Raw genomic sequence first — 18,204 nt, 5'->3', positions numbered from 1 at the left:
CGGCAGGCCACCGCTCCCGCCGACCCGCGGACGGAGCGTCGACGCTCTGCCTCCCGCCGCCTCCCGTGGGCTCCCACCGGGGCGAATACACCTTGGCGCCTGACCTCCCACGTTATGCTCGCGAGCTTGATCAGCAGTTCCGTACCCGGATCCGAACTGGCGGCGGCTCGGAGTTCGGATCCGGGTACAGTCCTGGCGATCTTCCTAGCGGCCGCGTTCCCGGTACATGCGCCGCTGCTCCTTGCTGATCGATCTCCACTGGCGCTCCTGCTCGGCGCGCAGCCGGGCGTCGCCACGAGCCGCCATGTAGGCGTTCTCCCGCAGCAGCCGGCGGTAGCTCGCCAGGCGCCGGGCCGGCAGCACCCCGTCGTCGATCGCGGCGAGCACCGCGCAGCCGGGTTCCGTCTGGTGCTCGCAGTCGCCGAACCGGCAGTCGGCGGCGAGATCCTCGACCTCGGCGAAGGCCTGGCTCAACCCGTCCTCGACGGCCCACAGCCCGACCCCGCGTAGCCCGGGAGTGTCGATCAGCACCCCGCCGCCGGGCAGCGGTAGCAGCTCGCGGCGGACCGTGGTGTGCCGGCCCTTGCCGTCGGCGGACCGCACCGCGCTGACCCGCTGGGCGTCGACGCCCAGCAGCGCGTTGGTCAGCGTCGACTTGCCGGCCCCGGACGTGCCGATCAGCACCGAGGTGCCGGTGAGGACGGCGGCCAGGACGTCCAGCCCGGTCCCGTCGGTCGCACTGGTGATGACGACCGTGACACCGGGTGCCGCCGCGGTGGCGTCGGCCTCGGCCGTTCGGGCGGTCTCGGACCCGGCGCCGCCCGCCTGGTCGGCCTTGGTCAGCACCACCAGCGGGCGGGCGCCGCTCTCCCAGGCGAGCGTGACCAGCCGTTCGAGCCGGCCGAGGTTCACCGGGGCGGTCAGCGGCACGGCCACGGCGACGACGTCGACGTTCGCGGCGAGCGGCTGCGGGTCGGACCGCCGGGACGAGGACGCGCGGACCAGCGCGGTCCGCCGGGGGAGCAGCGCGGCGACGGCCAGGGCCTCGCGCCCGGCCGGACCAGCGACGGGGCCCGGGTCGGGACGCAGCGCCACCCAGTCCCCGGTGCACGGTGGCCGGGGGCCGTCCGGCCCGGTGGGCGCCGTCGCCGGCCACGAGCGGCCGTCCGCCGTGACCACCTCGCAGGCTCCCCGGTCGACGCGGGTGACCCGGCCCGGGACGAGGCCGGCGGCACGGTAGGACGCGAACACGTCCTCCCAGCCCGCGTCCCAGCCATAGGCGGTGAGGCCCTCGCCGCCGAGGCCGAGATCGAGGCCGGGCCGCGGGTGATCGGTATCGGTATCGGTATCGGTGTTGATGTCGGTACGGGCGTGGTTCGGGTGCGGACGGTCGGGCAGGGAGGCACGACCATCAGCGGGAAACGCGAGCAACGGAGGAAACCCCTCGGGGAATGCCCCGGCGACCGGCGGCGGACGGGCGAACAGCCAGGTCCGGGCGCGGCGTGGTGGTCAGCCGGTGACGGTGGACGGTCGGAAGGAGTGAGGGCGCGCGAACGCGACAGCCACCGTGGCGGCCATACCCCACCTCCGCACCGTCCGGCCCGGGACGATCGCCAGCTGCGACCAGGCCCGGGCACTACATCGTCCGAGCGGCACGTTATCACCGGCCGCGGCACACCGCCGCTGAATTTCCGCCAGCCGTGCGCGCCGGCATCGGGCACTCGCTCAGACTCTCGAACGAGTGACCGCTCACTCTGTTACGTTGCGGCTGCCTCGGTCCGCTGGCGCCGGTGCCCGCCGGCCCGGCGTTCGACCACGTCAAGGAGCCGCCGCGATGACCACCAGCGCAGAGATCCTGTTCGACCCGTCGAGCCCGGAGTTACGCCGGGACCCGTACCCGGTCTACAGGAGGATGCGGGAGCAGGCGCCCGCGTGGCGATCGCCCGACAGGGTCTGGTACCTCTCGCGGTACGCCGACTGCTTCACGATGTTCCGCAGCGCGGCGCTGAGCTACGACGTGACGGCGTCCCCGAGCGTCCAGCAGACCCTCTCGCCCGACCCGGGCGAGCGCGCGGAGCAACTCGAGGCGATCCGGCGTACCAGGTCGCTGCTCGACACCGACCCGCCGGAGCACACCCGGCTGCGCGGGCTGATCAGCTATGCGTTCACCGCTCCGAGCGTCGAGCGCAGCCGCCAGGCGATCAACGACCTCGTCGAGCAGCTGATGGACGACTTCGACGGCCCGACCGTGGACGTCGTCGCCCAGTACGCCTCGCTGCTGCCGATCCTCGTCATCTGCGACATGCTCGGTGCCCCGCCGGAGGACCGGGAACAGTTCATCGACATAGGCAACGAGATCGCCCGCTCCGTCGACCCGGGCGTTCCCGCCGACCAGCGCCTCGCCGCCGTCCACCGGATGCGCGGGTACATCGCGGGCCTGCTGGAGCGGCGCCGCCGGGACCCGGGCGACGACCTGATCACCAGGCTCATCGAGGCGGGCGAGGACGGCCGGCTCGCCAGCGAGGACGAGCTGCTCACGAACACCGGCGTGCTGCTCATCGCCGGCTTCGAGGCGACCACCAACCTGATCACCAACGCGGTCTACCAGCTCCTGCGCCACCCGGACCAGCTCGCCCTGCTGCGCGCCGACCCGTCGCTCATCCGCACGACGATCGAGGAGGTGCTGCGGTTCGACCCGCCGGTGCACATGATGCGGGCGCGGCCCATCACCAGCGAGATGCGGCTCGGCGACGTGGTGCTGCGACCGGGGGAGGGCGTCGTGCCGCTGATCGCGGCGGCCAACCGCGACCCTTCGGAGTTCGAGGACGCCGAGACGTTCGACGTGCGGCGCAGGGTGAACCGCAACCTCAGCTTCGGTCTGGGGCACCACTTCTGCGTCGGCGCGGCGCTGGCACGGATGGAGGCCCAGACCGCCGTCCGGCGGCTCTTCGAGCGCTTCCCGAACATCGCGCTCACCGACGAGGAGCCGGAGTTCCGACCCAACCTCACGTTGCGCGGCTTCTCCAGGCTGACCGTCTCCCTTTAGCGATCGGGGCCCGCCGAGTGAGTGATCGGGGCTGCGGGGGCTCCGCGGTCTACGTGAACCAGGTGCCGGGGTCGCCCCAGATCGGGTAGAGCGACGGGCCGCCGTCGGGCAGGGTGATCTCCGGGCCGATTCGGCGCAGCCCGAGCCGTTCCCACAGGGCGAGGCTGCGCAGGTTGGACGCCTCCGCGTAGACCCCGGCCCCGGCCGCGTTCGTGACCGCGGCCAGGGTCCGGGTCACCGCCAGGGCATGGCCGCGCGCCTGGTGCCCGGGACGGACCCCGGCGAAGAACACGTGGTAATGCGGCGGCAGGTCGGCCGGATGGGCGGCGTCCAGCGCCTGCATGATGATCGCCGCCCGCTCGCCGCCCTCGCCGCATGCCTTGAACAGGGCGTCCGCGTAGTCGGCGGCCTCGGCCTCGGTGAGCGTGGGTTCGCCGGGTGGCGACCAGACCCCGATCGCCACATGGTCCGTCGTCGTCGCGACGGTGCCGCCGTGGTCGAGGATCATCCCGACGGTGACCCGGAAGAAGCCCTCGATCAGCGCGGCCCGGTTCGCCAGGTCCCGTGGGAAGTTCCACTCCGTCACCGGGTCGGTGTCGAAGGCGAGGCACAGCGTCTCGACGACCGCGGGCAGGTCCGGGTCCGAGGTGTGCACGATCTCCGGCGACGTCATGCCGTTCCTTCCGTGACGAGATCCTGGTCGGGCGAGCCGGGCTGGGAGGGTGGCCGCGCGAGCGTCCGCGCGGCGTCGGGCTGGTGGCGGGACCGCAGGCGCAGGTGGGCATCCACGAGGGCGCTCACCGCGGCGTCGACCGCGGCCGTGTCGGTCTGCCAGTTGCACACCGACAGCCGCAGCATGGTTCGTCCCTGCCAGCGGGTCGGGCTCGCCCAGCCGACCCCGCCCCGCTGGAACGCGTCGACGACCGCCTCGGTGTGGGCGTCATCCGCCGCCTCGGCGGCCGGGTCGGCGGCCGGGTCGGTCACGATGCCGGTCCCACCCGTCGCCGCGCCGGGGCGCGTGGTGAACCGCACGAGCACCTGGTTCAGCGAGACCTCGTTGGCCACGGTGACGCCGTCGACGGTGGCGAGCCGCCCGGCCATCCGCCGGGCGAGCAGGCAGGACCGCTCGATCAGCTCGGCCACCCCGTCCGCGCCGAGGTGGCGCAGCGTCGTCCACAGCACGAGCGCTCTGGCGCGCCGGGACATCTCCGGGGTGTAGTCCACCGGGTCCCGCGACCCGGCCGGCCCGGCCGGCAGATAGTCCGCCCGGGCGCGCATGGCGGCCTGGTGCGCTTCCGGGTGGGCGCACAGCACGACGCCGCAGTCGTACGGCACGTTGAGCCACTTGTGCGCGTCGGTCGCCCACGAGTCCGCCCGCGCGAGCCCGGCGAGGGCGGGCAGCTCGGCGCGCAGGCGCGAGCTCGCCGCGGCCCACATGCCGAAGGCCGCGTCGACGTGGACCCAGCCGCCGTGCGCATGGGTCATCGCGCAGATCTCCGCCAGCGCGTCGACCGCCCCGGTGTCCACGTTGCCCAGCTGGGCGCAGACGATCAGCGGCCCGGTCGTCGCGGCGAGCAGGTCGGCGAGATGGTCGAGACGCATCCGGCCCTGGTCGTCGGTGTCGACGAGGTGGATCTGCCCACCGAGGCCGAGCAGCCGCAGCGCCCGCGAGACGGTGACGTGGCAGCCCCGGCTCGTAAGCACCCGGGGAGTCGGCGCGCCGAACAGCCCCTGGTGCCCGACGTCCCACCCGGCGTCCGCGAGGACCTGGTGACGGGCGGCGGCCAGGCCGGTCAGGTTCGCCGTCGAGCATCCCGACGTGATCCCGACGGAGGTCGCGGCCGGCAGCCCGAACAGCCCGACCAGCCAGCCGGCGACCGTCTCCTCGACCACGGACGCGGTCGGGCTGGATGTGTGCAGCACCGGAGTCTGGTCCCACGCGGTGGTGAGCCACTCCGTCGCGACCGCCACCGGGTACGCGCCACCCGTCACGAAACCGAAGAACCGCCCGGACGTCGACGGTGAGATCCCGGGCTCCGCGGCCGCGATGAAGGAATGCAGGAGCTGGGCCGGATCCGCGCCGGCGGCCGGCAGCTCCCCACCAAACCACTCGCGCAACTGCGCGGTAGTGGCGCGGATAGCGACCGGGTCGTGCGCCGTGCGGGTCAGATAGTCGGTGGCGTAGGCGGCGACGATGCCAAGAAGGTGCCCTAGTTCATCGGTGCTTCGTGCACCGTCCATCCAGCCCCCCGTGCGAGTGACCAACGGCATGGGAGCGGCATCGAAGTCGGTCTACCAGCGCGAATTCAGGTAGCGGCCGGTGACGCGCCGACTCCCGATCGATACCACCGTGTGGTCCTGTTGGTCACGATAGCCGAACGTCAATGGGGGAGAGGTGGTCTCCGGTGCATTGCCATCGGGGGTTTCTCGTCCTCAGCACGGACTGTTCGACGGCTTCCGTTAGCACATTGGGAGGGGGCGGTCGAGACCCCTATTTGGTGGGGACTTTACCGCTGGTGCCGCCGGGATTGCCGTCGGCTTCTGCGCCGATGGTTTTCTCCGGCATTCTGGTCGTTTGGGTATCGTTTCGATCTTGGGTCGCAAGCCATCCTGTGAGCAAGATGACACCGGCATTGGCGGCCGCGGCGGCGCAACTTCGGGCCGCCCGCGGCCGTGTCTCGTGGCCGCGCCGGCCCTCATCTCGGCGCGGCCTTCGCCCGCCTGGCGGCGTCCCGCGCGTGACGCTCGAGGCGCCTCCCGGGCGCCGCCGCGGCGCCGTCACGCGGGTGATCGTCGACGTTTCCTGCCCGGGGCATAGTGGTTTATTCACGGCAAAACGGTCATCCAGTCGCGGTGAGCGCATATGGCTTCCGATTTGGATCGTTCGCCCACGTTTCCTGCGTTAACCTGCCCGCCACGCCATCGTGCGACCAGGCGTCGTCAGTTCGCTACGCCCGCCGTCGGCTGTGGTGCGGCGGGTGGGGGCGGCGGTTCCCTTCCGTGACGGCTGGGGAGTGGGGGATCGTGGTGCCGGGGGACGAGCAGGCGCTGTTCGGGCTGGATGAGACGGGCCTGGCAGTCTTCCGCGCCGCCGCCGGCCACCACCGGGCCACCATCGAGATGCTCGCGGACCGGGCCGGCCTCCCGGTGGAGAAGGTGACGGCCGAGGTCGACCGGCTCGCGGGGCGTGGGCTGCTGCGCAAGATCGACGAGGGCTGGGAGGCGCAGGACCCCTCCATAGCGCTGTATGTCGAGCACGCGACGCGGGAGCGTGCCCTGGAGGCGCGGGAGGCGGCGCTGGTCGCGCAGCGGACCGCGCTGTACCGCAGCCGGCTGCTGTCGGACTACGTCGGCGGCCGTCGCCGCCCCGACAACGCCGACGGGGTGGCCGCGATCCTCGACCCGCACCAGGTGTGGGTGCAGATCGCCGAGCTGGTCGAGAACGCGACCACCCAGATCGGCTTCCTGCTGTCCGGGCCGACCCCGCCGCGACCGGCCGCGGTGGACATGCTGCAGGGACTGGCGAGGGCGGCCGGCCGGGGGGTGCGGGTCGCCTCGGTGTGGACGCCCGACCAGGTGGCGGCGGCCAGGGCGCTGGGCGGTGGGCGGCTGCCGGCGGTCGGCTGGGTGCGCCAGAGCGCCCTCGTGCCGATGCGGGTGATGATCGTCGACGGGCGGGAGGCCGTCCTGCCCGTCGACCCGGACGACCTTGGTCAGGGTGCGCTGCTGGTGCGCGCGCCTGGCCCGCTGGCGGTGATCAGTGACCTGGTCGAGCGGGTGCACAAGGACGCGCAGCCGCTGAACGGTCCGCGGCCGCCGGCCGACGGCTCCGAGCAGGCACGCCGCGGGGCGGTGCTGGCGCTGCTGGCCCAGGGGCACACCGACCAGGCCGTCGCCGACCGCCTCGGGATCACCCCACGCACCGTCCGGCGCGACGTCGCCGACCTCTATGTCCAGCACGGCGTGACCAGCCGCTTCCAGCTGGGCGCCATCACCGCCCGCCTCGGGCTGCTGCCGCCACCCCGCCGGTAGTCACCCCGCCGGACGCCTGGGCCTCGCCAGCCGCACTGGGCGGCCGCCCGCACCGGGCGCCGGTGGCGAACGGTGAATGTGGCCCGCTGGTGGGCAGCGGGCGTTGGTGAACAAATGCGAAGCGTACGGATCGACCGTCGTGGTCGCATCGTTTTCACTCTCCGGAGGCGGGCGCTCCGCATCTCAGGAAAGACCCCGGTCGCCGCCCGGGCCGGGCTTCGGGCGGCGGAGTGGTTATGACCTGGCTCACGGCGTGGTCAACCAGATTGACCGCCTCGACGCTCGCACCTAGCTTTTTGTTCGCCGACGGCGCCGTATTTCGTGGCCGCCGGATCCTTCGAGTCGTTCAATTCCCCGTCACTCGGCCCGTTCCCGCGCTTTTGCCGGTATGGCGACGGCATGACGAGTCCCTGATCGGAGCCAGGTGGACGACGTCTACATCACCCGGACGGCGAGCTTCCTTCCCCACGATCCCGTGGCCAACGACGACATCGAGGCCTACCTTGGCATGGTCGGCGGACGGCCGTCGCGCATCCGGCGGATCATCCTGGGCCGCAACGGCATCACCAGCCGGCACTACGCACTGGGGCCTGGGCGGGAGCGGCTGACCAACGCGGCGCTCGTGGCCCGGGCGGTCCGGGCCCTTCTCCCGGGCGACGACCTGGCCAAGCTGCGGCTGCTCGCCTGCGGAACGACCTCGCCCGACCAGATCCTCCCGGGCCACGCGTCGATGGTGCACGGCGAGCTCGGTATCGGACCGGTCGAGACCTACTCGTTCTCCGGCGCGTGCAATGCCGGCATGCAGTCGTTGAAGACCGCGTTTCTCTCGGTCGGGTCCGGCAGCGCGACCAACGCGGTCGCGACCGGGTCCGAGCGCATCTCGGCGCAGCTGACGGCGGACAAGTTCGCGGCCGAGCTGGAGAGGATTCAGGAGGTTCGGAAGAACGGCTACCTCGCCTTCGAGAAGGACTTCCTGCGCTGGATGCTCAGCGACGGTGCGGGCGCCGTCCTGATGGAGCCGGCACCGGATCCCGCGAGGACCTCTCTGAAGGTCGAGTGGGTCGAGATGGTCTCCTTCGCCGGCGAGCTGGAGCCCTGCATGTACGCCGGCGGGGTGAAGTCAGGATCGACACTGATCGGCTACCACGACCTCGACCCGGCGGGGTGGATGGCCGAAAGCGTATTCGCGATCCGGCAGGACGTGAAGCTGCTCGAACGCCACATTGTCCCGAAGGCCGTGGAATTCGTCACCGGTCTCGTCGACCGGGGGGCCTTCGACCCGGCCGCCGTCACCTGGTTTCTGCCGCACCTGTCGTCGGCCTTCTTCGCGGAAAAGATCCGGGAAGGCCTCTCGGCGGCCGGCATCGGCATTGCCGCGGACGCCTGGTTCACCAACCTCGACCGGGTCGGCAACGTCGGTTCGGCGTCGGTCTACCTGATGCTCGACGAGCTGGTCAGGTCCGGCCGGCTCACCTCCGGCGACAAGATCCTCGTCTGCTCCCCGGAAAGCGCCCGCTTCTCCTACGCTGCCGCCCTCCTGACCGCCGTCCAACCATCCGGCTATCCCTAGCCGACCGCTGCCAGTTCCGGTTCCGCCGGCGCCTCGCTGCCCGCCGACGCCGACGCCATGGCCGGTTCGTCGGCGGTGACGGCCACGTCTACGAAGCGTTCCTCGGCCACCCAGTCGGTGAACCGGGCCAGGCCGAACGCGTCGACGGTCGGTCCGATCTGGCTCGCCATCGCCCGCAGTGCCGCCACCTTGCGGTCGAGTTCGGGCCCGTCGAGCGCGACGCGCACGGACAGCGCCTCCGCGGGCACTCCGGCCGGGCGGCCGTCGGTCATGAACACCCGAAACTCGTCGTGCAGGTCCGCGAAGCGTTCGAGTGCCTCCGTCGTCCACGCCGCCTCCAGCAGTCGGAAACCACGACCGCTCTCCTCCCAGGCGTGGCGTACCCAGCGATGCACGGCGACATGGTCGGGGTGGAAGGTCGTCCCGTCCGGTCCAAAGGTCACGACGGTGTCGGGACGCACCTCGTCGATCACCTGGGCGACCAGCCGCGCCCCGACCGGGCCCCAGCCCGCCAGCCCGCCGTCGGGCATCCCGACGATCCGGTGCTCCCGGACTCCGAGCACGGCCATCGCGGCGTCCGCCTCGAGCCGGCGCACCGCGCCGAGGCGCTCCGGTGGCCAGGTCGCGGGGTCGTCGGTGCCGTGCTCGCCAGCGGTCAGGGCGACGCACACCACCCGTTGGCCGTTCGCCGCGGCGGCGGCCATCAGCCCGCCCGCCAGATAGGTCTCGTCATCGGGATGCGCCCACACCGACAGGACGGTCCCAAGGTCAGCAATACGCAGTCGATCCATGCCGCCCACTGTCGCTCGCGCCTCTTCCCCGAGCCTTCCCGGCTCGGGTCGCGTACCGGACAGCGAATGATCGGACCGCCGGCCCAGGTCAGGCGGCCTCGGGGCGGGCCTGGAGGCCCGGGACGGCCTAGCGGTGGGGGGCGTAGCGGCTGGCCAGGACGGCGATGGCTGTGGTCAGGCGTTGGGCGGTGGCCGGGTAGAGCAGGCGGACGTCGAGGAGCAGGTCGCAGTTCATCGCCGGGCTTCGCCAGATGCACAGGCTGCGGTTGCGCGGGATCCACCGGGCGGGGCGGTCGACGTGGGGTGTGCGCAGCGCCCACTCCGGCGTCGGCCAGACCGCGACCACCTCGCGCTGGCCCAGGCGGATGACCCGGGCGCCGCGTGCCTGCGACCACGGGATGTCGTAGTGGCGCCCGCCCGCCCGCGCCTGGATGCCGCCCGGCGTGACGGAGAGGCAGGGTGGACGGAACGCCAGGTGAAGCCGCCACACCGCGCGCCGCAGGCTTGTGACGGCGAAGAACAGGGCACCCGCGCCGAGGATCGTGCCGACCAGCCTGGCCCCGGCCCCGACGGCGGGGTCCTTGCTGCCCAGGGTGCCGAGGCAGACCAGAACCGTGATCAGCGCGAGCACGACGGCCAGGAGTGCCGAGACTCCGGCGACCACGTTGGGCCACCGTCTGCCGGTGAAGACGCAGGATTCGTCCGAGCCGTTCTCGGACAGGGCGACCCTCGTCGGCGCGACTGGCGGGTAACCCGGCGCCGGTACCGGCGGGCGCTGGGCGCCCGGCCCCACGAGGACAGCCGGTCCGGCTGACGGCGCCAGCCTGGCCGGTGCCTGCGGTGCCTGCGGTAGCTGGGGTGCACGTGGTAGCTGGGGTGCCGGCAGTGCCCGCGGGGCTGGTGGCGCTGGCAGTGCCGGCACCGGGCGGACCGCGACCTGCCGCTCCGCCGCGCCCGGCGGTGGCGATTCACGCCGGGTCGGCTTGAGCGGTGCCGGGCCGGGCGGAACCGGAGGTCGTGGTCCCGGTCCCGGGGCCGCGTCGGGCTGGGAGGCGGGTGCGGGCGGGAGCGCGGGCCTTGCCGCGCCGGCGGGCGCGGGGGAGCGGGGCGCGGCCGGCAGCCAGGCCGCGATCTCGGCCTCCCGCTCCCGGATCAGCCGGGCCACCCCGGGCGGCCAGGCCGGCGACGGGCCGAGATCGGCGGCGAACAGCTTCAGCAGCGTGGCCGGGGCCGGGCGGACCGCCGGATCCTTGGCCAGGCAGGGCCGCAGGCGTTCCCGCAGCGCCGCGGGCACGTCGCGCAGGTCCGGCAGGTCGTGCACGATCCGGAACAGCAATGCCGCCGGGTCGCCGGACCCGTACGGATCGCGGCCGGTGGACGCGAAGATCAGGACGAGCGCGAACGCGAACACGTCGCAGGCGGGGCCGACCTCGTCGCCCATCGCCTGCTCGGGCGACATGTAGGCGGCGGTGCCGAACACCTCGCCGGTGCGGGTGAGCGTCGTCTGGTCGGCGGCCCGGGCGATCCCGAAGTCGATGAGCCGCGGGCCGTCGGCGGCGAGCAGGACATTGCTGGGCTTCAGGTCCCGGTGGGCGAGGCCGTCCCGGTGGACGGCCATGAGTGCCTCAAGCATGCGGGCGCCCAGCATGAAGCAGGTCTCCAGCTCCAGCGGGCCGAGCACCTCGACGGCGTCGCGCAGCGAAGGCCCGGGCACGTACTGGGTGGCGAGCCAGGGCTGTCGGCCGTCCGGGTCGGCGTCCGCCACGGGCGCGGTGAACGCGCCGGCGATCCTGCGCGCCGCCGCGACCTCCCGGCGGAACCGCTCCCGGAACACGGGGTCACCGGCGACGGCCGGGCTGATCACCTTGACCGCCGCGAGCCGGCCGGCGGGTGAGCTCGCGAGGTAGACCCGGCCCATGCCGCCCTCGCCGATCAGGGCGCGGACTCGGTATGGACCGATCGTCGTGGGATCTCGGGGCCCCGGGGCACGCAGGCGCCCAACGGAAGATGTCATGGGCCACCATTCCGACCAGCACCGAGTCCAACCAAACACGGGTCCGACCAGGACCGGGCAAGCCGCCCGAGAGCGGACGACTCGTCCCGCGCCGCAGGCTACCCTACCCGCGCCGAACGCTCCGCCGTGCCGCGGGTGCGCGGGCCCGGTCGCGCATAGGCTCGATTCTGGCGCCGCGTGCCGGTCACCGGCCGGGTGAGGCATGGAGGCGCCGGAACGCCCACGGAGACCTGCGCATGCCTGTCCTCCTGAACCACACGATCGTGCATTCCCGAGACAACCGGGAGTCCGCCGAGTTCCTCGCCGGCATCCTCGGCCTCGAGGTAGGCCCGGAATGGGGCCCGTTCATCCCGGTCGCCACCAGCAACGGCGTCACGCTGGACTTCGCGACGGCTCCGGCGGAGAACATCACCACCCAGCACTACGCCTTCCAGGTGTCGGAGCCGGAGTTCGACGCGGCCTTCGCGCGAATCCAGCGAGCCGGGGTCGTCTACTACGCCGACCCGCACGGACGGCTGCGGAATCAGATCAACCACAACGACGGCGGCCGCGGCCTGTACTTCCTGGATCCCTCCGGCCACGGCATGGAGATTCTGACGCGCCCGTATGGCGGCGGCCCCGCGCTCGACCCCTGAACCCCTACCCAGGTCGCGATTGTCAGGCTATCCTGACATGCATGGCCAAGGGTAGGAGCGGTCCGTGGCACGAGGGCCGCCGGGCGTGGGAGCGGCTGGACACCTGGCGCGACCGCGTGTTCGGCCGCCCCGGGAGCACCGACCACGGGGAGGCGGCGCTCGGCGCGCTGACCGACATCGGCACCCTGCGGCGGCTGCTGGACCAGACCGAGCTGGAGGCGGTCCGCGCCGCCCGCTTCCACCGCAAGTCGTGGGCGGAGATCGCCACCCGGCTCGGCGTCACCCGGCAGTCGGCCTGGGAGCGCTGGCGTGACCTCGACGAGAACCTCCCGCCCCTCACCTCCGAGCCGGCCCCAGAACCGGCCGTGGACCCCGCCGGGCTCCCGGGGCCCATCGACGCCGCGGTCGCGGATCAGATCGGGCTGGCGCGCGACCTTGCCCGGCAGATCATGACGGACATGGACGCGACCGAGGCCCCGCCCGCGGCGGGAGCCGAGCCGGCCTCGACCGCCGGCGCCGGCGAGGACGAGGCGGGCGGCTCCAGTCGCAGGTCACGGCGTCGGTCGGGCAAGACGATCGTGGTGCCCAACGTGGTCGGCCGGACGTGGGAGGACGCCCGTTCGGTGCTGGCGGGCTGGAGCTTCCCCTCCGTCGCCGTGGGCCTGTCGACGGAGCCTGGCATCGGGCTGGTCGAGGTCGAGCCGGACTCCGGCGCGCTCGTCACCGGCCAGGCCCCGGAGGCTGGCGCCAGGGTCGCGTCCGGCACGCCGATACGCCTGTGGATCGGTGGCCGCGGCGACGGCTCGGCCGGTGTCCGCGAGCCCCGCCGCCCGTTCCCGTCCTCGCCGCCAGCCCTCGAGATGGTCCCCGAGCCCGCCATCGAGCCCATCATCCAGGCCGTCGGCTAGCTGCGCCCGGGCGCCGCGGGCGTGGCCCGGCTGACTACGCCCTCGGGCTTGCTTGGCGGCAAAAATGTTGAAGGTATCGACATTCGGCCGAGCTTCCGGCATGATGGTGGCACTGCCGGCCGTGCTGGCGCGGATCCCCCCGTACCGCGCCAGCACGGCCGTCTTCTTTGTCGCCGCGCAATGCCCCGCGGGTCGCGGGGGCTGCCCGGGAGACGATCACCGGGGCCCCGCGACTTTGTGTGTCCTACCGGGCTGCGGGGCCAGGAAGTGCCGTTTCCACCCGGTTGCGCCCGCCATCCTTGGCCTGGTACAGAGCGTTGTCGGCGAGGTCGACGAACGCTTTCACGTCGTCGTCGGACGCTGGCGTGGTCGCCGCGACCCCGATGCTGACGGTGATGATCCCGCCCGGTGGCGTCGGGTGCGGCTCGGCCAGTTCATGGATGGCGGCGCGGAGTCGCTCCGCGATGCGCTCGGCGGTGTCGAGGTCCGCGCCTGGCATCACCACGGCGAACTCCTCGCCGCCGTAGCGGGCGGCCAGGTCGGTGTCGCGAGTGCTGCGGGCGAGGCAGGCGGCGATGCGTTGGAGGCAGCGGTCGCCGGCGGGATGCCCGCAATGGTCGTTGTAGGCCTTGAAGTAATCGATGTCGACCATGGCGAGCGCGACGGGCGTTGCCTGGTGCCTGGCTCGGCACCACTCGGCGTCCAGGATCTCGTCGAGACGTCGACGGTTGGCCAGCCCCGTGAGCGGGTCGGTGACGGAGAGCTGTTCCAGGCGCCGGTTGGCGGCGGCGAGTTGCCGGGTGCGCTCGGCGACCTTGCGCTCCAACGATGCGTAGATCATGACGTTGTCGAGAGAGACGGCCAGTTGCCCGGCAATGAGCATGATCCCTTCGAGTCGCTCCGTGGTGAACGCTCCGCGGATCATCCGATTCTCCAGCAGCAGCATGGCGCGCAGCTCGCCGCGGATCATGATGGGTATGGCCAGGAGCGAACAGCGGTCCAGGCCGGCGAAGTAGGGGTCGCGGGTGAACCGGTCGTCGCGCGTCGCGTCGGTGCTGACGAGCGGTTCGTGGGTGCGTTCGGCGTACCGGATGGCCGAGGGCGGCAGCATGCGCCGGTAGCCGGCCCCGTCGAGCGAGACGGCTTCGTTGTCTCCGACGGGCACTGACCAGTGACCCTCCCGCTCGTCGTCGCGCAGGAGCAGGTGGACGCCGGTGGCGCCAGTCATCGCCGACAGGATTCCCACGACCTTGGCCCGAAGGCCGTTGGCGGTGGTTTCGGAACTGAGGGCCCGAGAGGCGGCGACGATGCCGAGCAGGTCGAGGGTCCCGGCGGTGACGACGGATCGGGTGGCCGTGGGTTCGACCGGTGGTTGCGTGGCCGGCCACGCGCCGCCGGGTTCGGCTCGTAACTCCGGGTAGGCCCAGTCGAGTTGGCTGATCTTGGCAGTGGCACCCCAGTCCGCGTAGTGGCGGCGAGCCTCGGCGAGCAGCGCGTGGCCGACGTGCCGTACGCCGTGGGCCAGGTAGAACCGGGCGGCACGTTCCGCGATGAGTGCGCGATGCCAGGGGCGTGCGCGCGTGAAGGCTTCGCGCTGCGCCAGGTCGAAGGTGTAGATCGCCTCGCGGAGGTCGCCGGCTGCCCAGGCCCGCTCCGCTTCGATCAGGCGCAGCAGGTGCAGGAAGTTGACCGGGGCGTCGGCCGCGCGCGTGGCCAGCCAGGCGATCGACTCGTCCATCTCGGCCAGCTCGGCGCCGCGCTGGTCCGCCTGGGCGGCGTGGGCCCGCGCGGCCAGCGCGAGAGCCCGCAGCACGCGCGCCACCGCCACCTGATACTGCGCCTCGAAGGCTGGCAGCAACGGAGCGACCGCGGTCGTGTGCCGGGCCAGCTCCTCCGGACGATCGAGGATGGCCGCGGCGATCGCCCGGCTGACGTGGAGGTGCAGGACGATGAAGGAGTTGTCCGCGAGCATGCTCAGCTGGGCCGTCTCGTCAGCCGCTGATCCCACGGCCTCGCCGCGCAGCACCCGGGTCAGCCAGCGGCATGGTCCGAACATCTGTTCGGCGTATCCGTTTCCGGTGCGCGCGGCGATGGCCAGGGCCTCGTCGAGCTCGGCGGCGAAGATCTCGAGCGATGGTGCGCAGTCCAGCAGGTCGTACAGCAGCGCGTAGTGCGTCCAGCATGCGTTCTGCAGGTCACCACCCTGGACGAGGCCCTCCGACGCCCGCCGTGTCACGGACACGTTGTCCTCGAGTGATCCGAACCAGTGGCCGGTACTCACGGTGTACAGAAACTGCGCGTGCCACACCTCCGGCTCGTAGCCGCGGTCCAGGCCGACCGTGATGATCCGTCGCATCACGCGGTGCGCGACGCGGTAGTCGTGCCTGCGGGGGATGATCAAATTGGCGATATGGCCGGCTGGGCCGAGCATGCTGGGATCCGGGCCGTACCGTGCCCACATCGTCAGCGTCGTCACGGTCAGCCAGGCCATCATCGGCTGGTCCCAGAAGAACGCCACGGGCATGATCCGGTTGACCAGCCTGAGGAGACCGAGCAGCGAACGGTCGGTGATGGGCGGTCGGCAGAGGTCATCGGATTCGGTGGTCTGGTCGATCCACTGGTAGAGCGCGTCGAGCCCGCGGTCGACCTCCTCCTCCAGGTGGTCCCGGTCCGGGACCGTGAGGCCGAGCTGCCGCAGCTGGTCCAGGCCGAGGCGCATCGCCTCGCTGAACTGGCCCTGGTTGGTGAGGCTGCTGACCTGCGCCACCGTGGCGGCGGTGCGCTGCGCCGGGTGGGTACACAGCCGGCTGATGGCCTGGTACTCCTCGTTCGTCTCCTCCAGCCGGCCGAGGCTGTACAGGGCGGCGTGCCGGTCGGTGCGGACCGCGATCAGCTGGTCGGTGTCGGCCGGGTCGATGAACCTGACCGCCGCGGTCAGGAACCGCTCCACCAGCGGGTAGTTGCTCAGCAACCGCGCCTGGTCGGCGGCCCGCCGGAACAGCCGGACCACCAGCCGCCGTTCCCGGGGTGCGTGCACGGCGTCGGCCACGTGCAGGTACTGCTCGGCGGCGACGGCGAAGAACTCGGGCCGGTTGGCCAGACACCGGGCCGTGCGCAGCCGTATGGTCTGCCGCTCCCGCGGGGTGAGGTCGCCCAGGACGGCCTCCTGCGTCCGGTCGTGGCGAAACCGCATGCTCTGGGGGTCCTCGGTCTCCAGCACCAGCAGGCCGTCGGCGAACGCGGGGGCGAGCCGCCCGGAGACCTCGCCCGCCGTCAGCCCGGTCGCGGCCTCGAGGAGGTCCAACTCCACCCGGCCGGCCAGGCAGGCCATCGCCGCCAGCATGTCCCTGGTCGCCGGCGGCGACGCGGCCAGGCAGGCGGCCAGCAGCCCGGTCACGTCCGCGCGCGCCAGCCTGCGGCGCAGTCTGGTCCGGTCCCATCGCCAGCCGCCCTCGCCGCCGGCAAGCACGCCGTCGTGGCGCAACGCGTTGAGCAGCTCCACCGTCTCGTACGGATTGCCGCCCGTGGCTGGCACGATCATCTCAGCCAGCTTCGTGGCGGCCGCGGGCTCCAGGTGCAGCAGGTCGGCCACCAGGGCCGCCTGGCCCTCAGGGGGAAGGTTGTCCAGCCGCAGCTGACGCGGACCGGCCGGCTGGCGGCGCCAGCGGGCGATCATGGGCGCCAGCGGATGAGCGGCGTCCACGTCGCCCTCCCGGTAGGCGGCTACCAGCAACACCCCCTCGACCTGTTCCTCGCCGCCGAGCACCAGGTCGAACAGGCCCAGCGGGGTCCGGCCGGCCCACTGCAGGTCGTCGACGAAGAACACCACCGGCCGTTTGCGAGAAGCGACGGCGCGGAGGATCTCGAGAGACGTGCGTACCGCTCGCGCCTGCGCGGTCATCGGGTCCCCCAGCTTCGGGAGGACCCCGAGCAGCGCCGCCAGCTCCGGCACGACGGCGACGGCCAGTCCGGCGTTCGGTCCCAACGCCCGCAGCATCCGGTCCCGTACGACCGCCACCTGGTCCTCCGGCTCGGCGAGCAACAGCCGGCCCAGCGCCCGGAACGCCTGCCGGACCCCGTCGTAGTCCTGGTCGCGGCGATACTGGTCGAACTTGCCCGACACGAACCAGCCGTCACTGCCGGCCACGATCGGCCGCAGCTCGTTCGCCAGTGACGTCTTGCCCACCCCCGGCGCGCCGCAGACGAGGAGCCCGGTGCAGCGGCCCGCCATCGCCTCGGCGAACACCGCTGCCAGCTTCCCGATCTCCTCCGCGCGCCCGGACAGTCGGGACGGCATCAGCGGCCGCGCCGGAAAATCGCATTCGCCAGGACGCGCGGGCGCGGCGCCGCGGCGCACCAGGGCGAGATCGTGCGTCAGGCCGTCGGCGCCCTGGTACCGATCATCCGGTTCCTTCTCCAGCAGATGCATGATGATCGCCGACACCGGGGCCGGCACCGCGGGGTTTACCGTCGTCGGCGGCGCCGGCCTCCGCGCCAGGTGGTCATGAACGATGCGCAGCGGGTCGCCGGTGCCGAACGGCGGCGTGCCGGTGGCCAGCTCGTACAGGGTCGCGCCGACCGTGTACAGGTCTGCCCGCTGGTCGACCGGGCGGGCGGTCCGGCCAGTCTGCTCCGGCGCCAGATAGGGCACCGTCCCGACGATCTCGTTGGGATGGACGAACCCGCCCTGGACCGCCCCAAATGTGGTAGCCAATGCAAAATCGATCAGGCATGGCATACGCAGGTCGTCACCCACCACGATGTTCGCCGGATGGATGTTCCGGTGGACGACGCCCCGGCGGTGCATCTCTGCCACGGCGCGCGCGAGCGATTCGGCCAGATCGACCAGCGTGGCCATGTCCAGGGGAGTCACCCGCTCGGACAGAGCCGTGCCGCGGACGTCGGCCAGCAGGATCGATCCCGGGTACGGCGGCGTTCCGTGCGCCAGCTGCGCGACCCCCTCGACTCCCGACAGCCGCTCCAGGATGGCCACCTCGTGCCGCAGCCGTTGCCGGGCGTCCGGCCCCAGCGGCTCCTTGCGGATCACACTCCCGGTCGGGAACACCAGCCGCGTCACCCGGGTCCGCTCCGACGCATGAAGCAGCTCGACCCGCTCCACCTCCGGCGGATCCCGACCTGACGTCGCTCGCTGGGCACCCATCTGACGACCTCTTCATCGTGTCGCGTGTGGTTCACATGCGGAGTCTG

General features: G+C 72.4%; 11 protein-coding genes. 5 read left to right on the top strand and 6 right to left on the bottom strand.

All coding sequences use genetic code 11. The features are described from left to right. Positions 1 to 204: 204 nt before the first annotated feature. On the bottom strand, positions 205 to 1,431 hold the full coding sequence (gene rsgA / locus BCD49_RS21250) for a ribosome small subunit-dependent GTPase A (protein ID WP_007513843.1): 1,227 nt from the start codon (positions 1,429 to 1,431) through the stop codon (positions 205 to 207). Between the two features lie 403 nt (positions 1,432 to 1,834). Between rsgA and BCD49_RS21245 the strand changes: the two genes are divergently transcribed. Then, on the top strand, positions 1,835 to 3,046 hold the full coding sequence (locus BCD49_RS21245) for a cytochrome P450 (RefSeq protein WP_007513841.1): 1,212 nt from the start codon (positions 1,835 to 1,837) through the stop codon (positions 3,044 to 3,046). Between the two features lie 49 nt (positions 3,047 to 3,095). On the opposite strand, the gene BCD49_RS21240 is transcribed toward BCD49_RS21245, so the two are convergent. Together BCD49_RS21240 and BCD49_RS21235 are read right to left on the bottom strand one after the other, a co-directional pair. Continuing rightward, a complete protein-coding gene (locus BCD49_RS21240) occupies positions 3,096 to 3,719 on the bottom strand; it encodes a GNAT family N-acetyltransferase (protein WP_007513840.1) in 624 nt (207 codons plus the stop codon). Continuing rightward, the gene (locus tag BCD49_RS21235; RefSeq protein ID WP_007513838.1) at positions 3,716 to 5,287 is read right to left on the bottom strand and encodes a pyridoxal phosphate-dependent decarboxylase family protein; all 1,572 of its coding nucleotides are present in this window, start codon (positions 5,285 to 5,287) and stop codon (positions 3,716 to 3,718) included. The genes BCD49_RS21240 and BCD49_RS21235 overlap by 4 nt, the downstream gene beginning before the upstream one ends. A gap of 759 nt (positions 5,288 to 6,046) precedes the next feature. Here BCD49_RS21235 and BCD49_RS21230 point away from each other — a divergent pair. Together BCD49_RS21230 and BCD49_RS21225 are read left to right on the top strand one after the other, a co-directional pair. Then, complete coding sequence (locus tag BCD49_RS21230; RefSeq protein WP_232794086.1) at positions 6,047 to 7,078, top strand: helix-turn-helix transcriptional regulator; 1,032 nt, start codon at positions 6,047 to 6,049, stop codon at positions 7,076 to 7,078. 424 nt (positions 7,079 to 7,502) lie between these two features. Then, complete coding sequence (locus BCD49_RS21225; protein WP_007513834.1) at positions 7,503 to 8,648, top strand: StlD/DarB family beta-ketosynthase; 1,146 nt, start codon at positions 7,503 to 7,505, stop codon at positions 8,646 to 8,648. On the opposite strand, the gene BCD49_RS21220 is transcribed toward BCD49_RS21225, so the two are convergent. Together BCD49_RS21220 and BCD49_RS21215 are read right to left on the bottom strand one after the other, a co-directional pair. Further along, complete coding sequence (locus BCD49_RS21220; RefSeq protein ID WP_106410241.1) at positions 8,645 to 9,439, bottom strand: PIG-L deacetylase family protein; 795 nt, start codon at positions 9,437 to 9,439, stop codon at positions 8,645 to 8,647. The genes BCD49_RS21225 and BCD49_RS21220 overlap by 4 nt on opposite strands. 127 nt (positions 9,440 to 9,566) lie before the next feature. Further along, positions 9,567 to 11,453 (bottom strand): serine/threonine-protein kinase, encoded by a 1,887-nt coding sequence (locus tag BCD49_RS21215; RefSeq protein WP_035924960.1) that lies wholly within the window; start codon positions 11,451 to 11,453, stop codon positions 9,567 to 9,569. Positions 11,454 to 11,689: 236 nt separating this feature from the next. Here BCD49_RS21215 and BCD49_RS21210 point away from each other — a divergent pair, with 236 nt between their 5' ends. Next, positions 11,690 to 12,088, top strand: a complete 399-nt coding sequence (locus BCD49_RS21210) for a VOC family protein (RefSeq protein WP_007513828.1) — start codon at positions 11,690 to 11,692, stop codon at positions 12,086 to 12,088. Positions 12,089 to 12,129: 41 nt separating this feature from the next. Then, a complete protein-coding gene (locus tag BCD49_RS21205; protein WP_007513827.1) occupies positions 12,130 to 12,996 on the top strand; it encodes a PASTA domain-containing protein in 867 nt (288 codons plus the stop codon). A 244-nt stretch (positions 12,997 to 13,240) separates the two neighbouring features. On the opposite strand, the gene BCD49_RS21200 is transcribed toward BCD49_RS21205, so the two are convergent. Continuing rightward, on the bottom strand, positions 13,241 to 18,157 hold the full coding sequence (locus tag BCD49_RS21200; RefSeq protein WP_007513825.1) for a diguanylate cyclase: 4,917 nt from the start codon (positions 18,155 to 18,157) through the stop codon (positions 13,241 to 13,243). Positions 18,158 to 18,204 lie beyond the last annotated feature (47 nt).

It is taken from the genome of Pseudofrankia sp. EUN1h (assembly GCF_001854645.1).
GTDB lineage: Bacteria > Actinomycetota > Actinomycetes > Frankiales > Frankiaceae > Pseudofrankia > Pseudofrankia saprophytica.
This window is presented reverse-complemented; position numbering and strand designations above follow the sequence as displayed.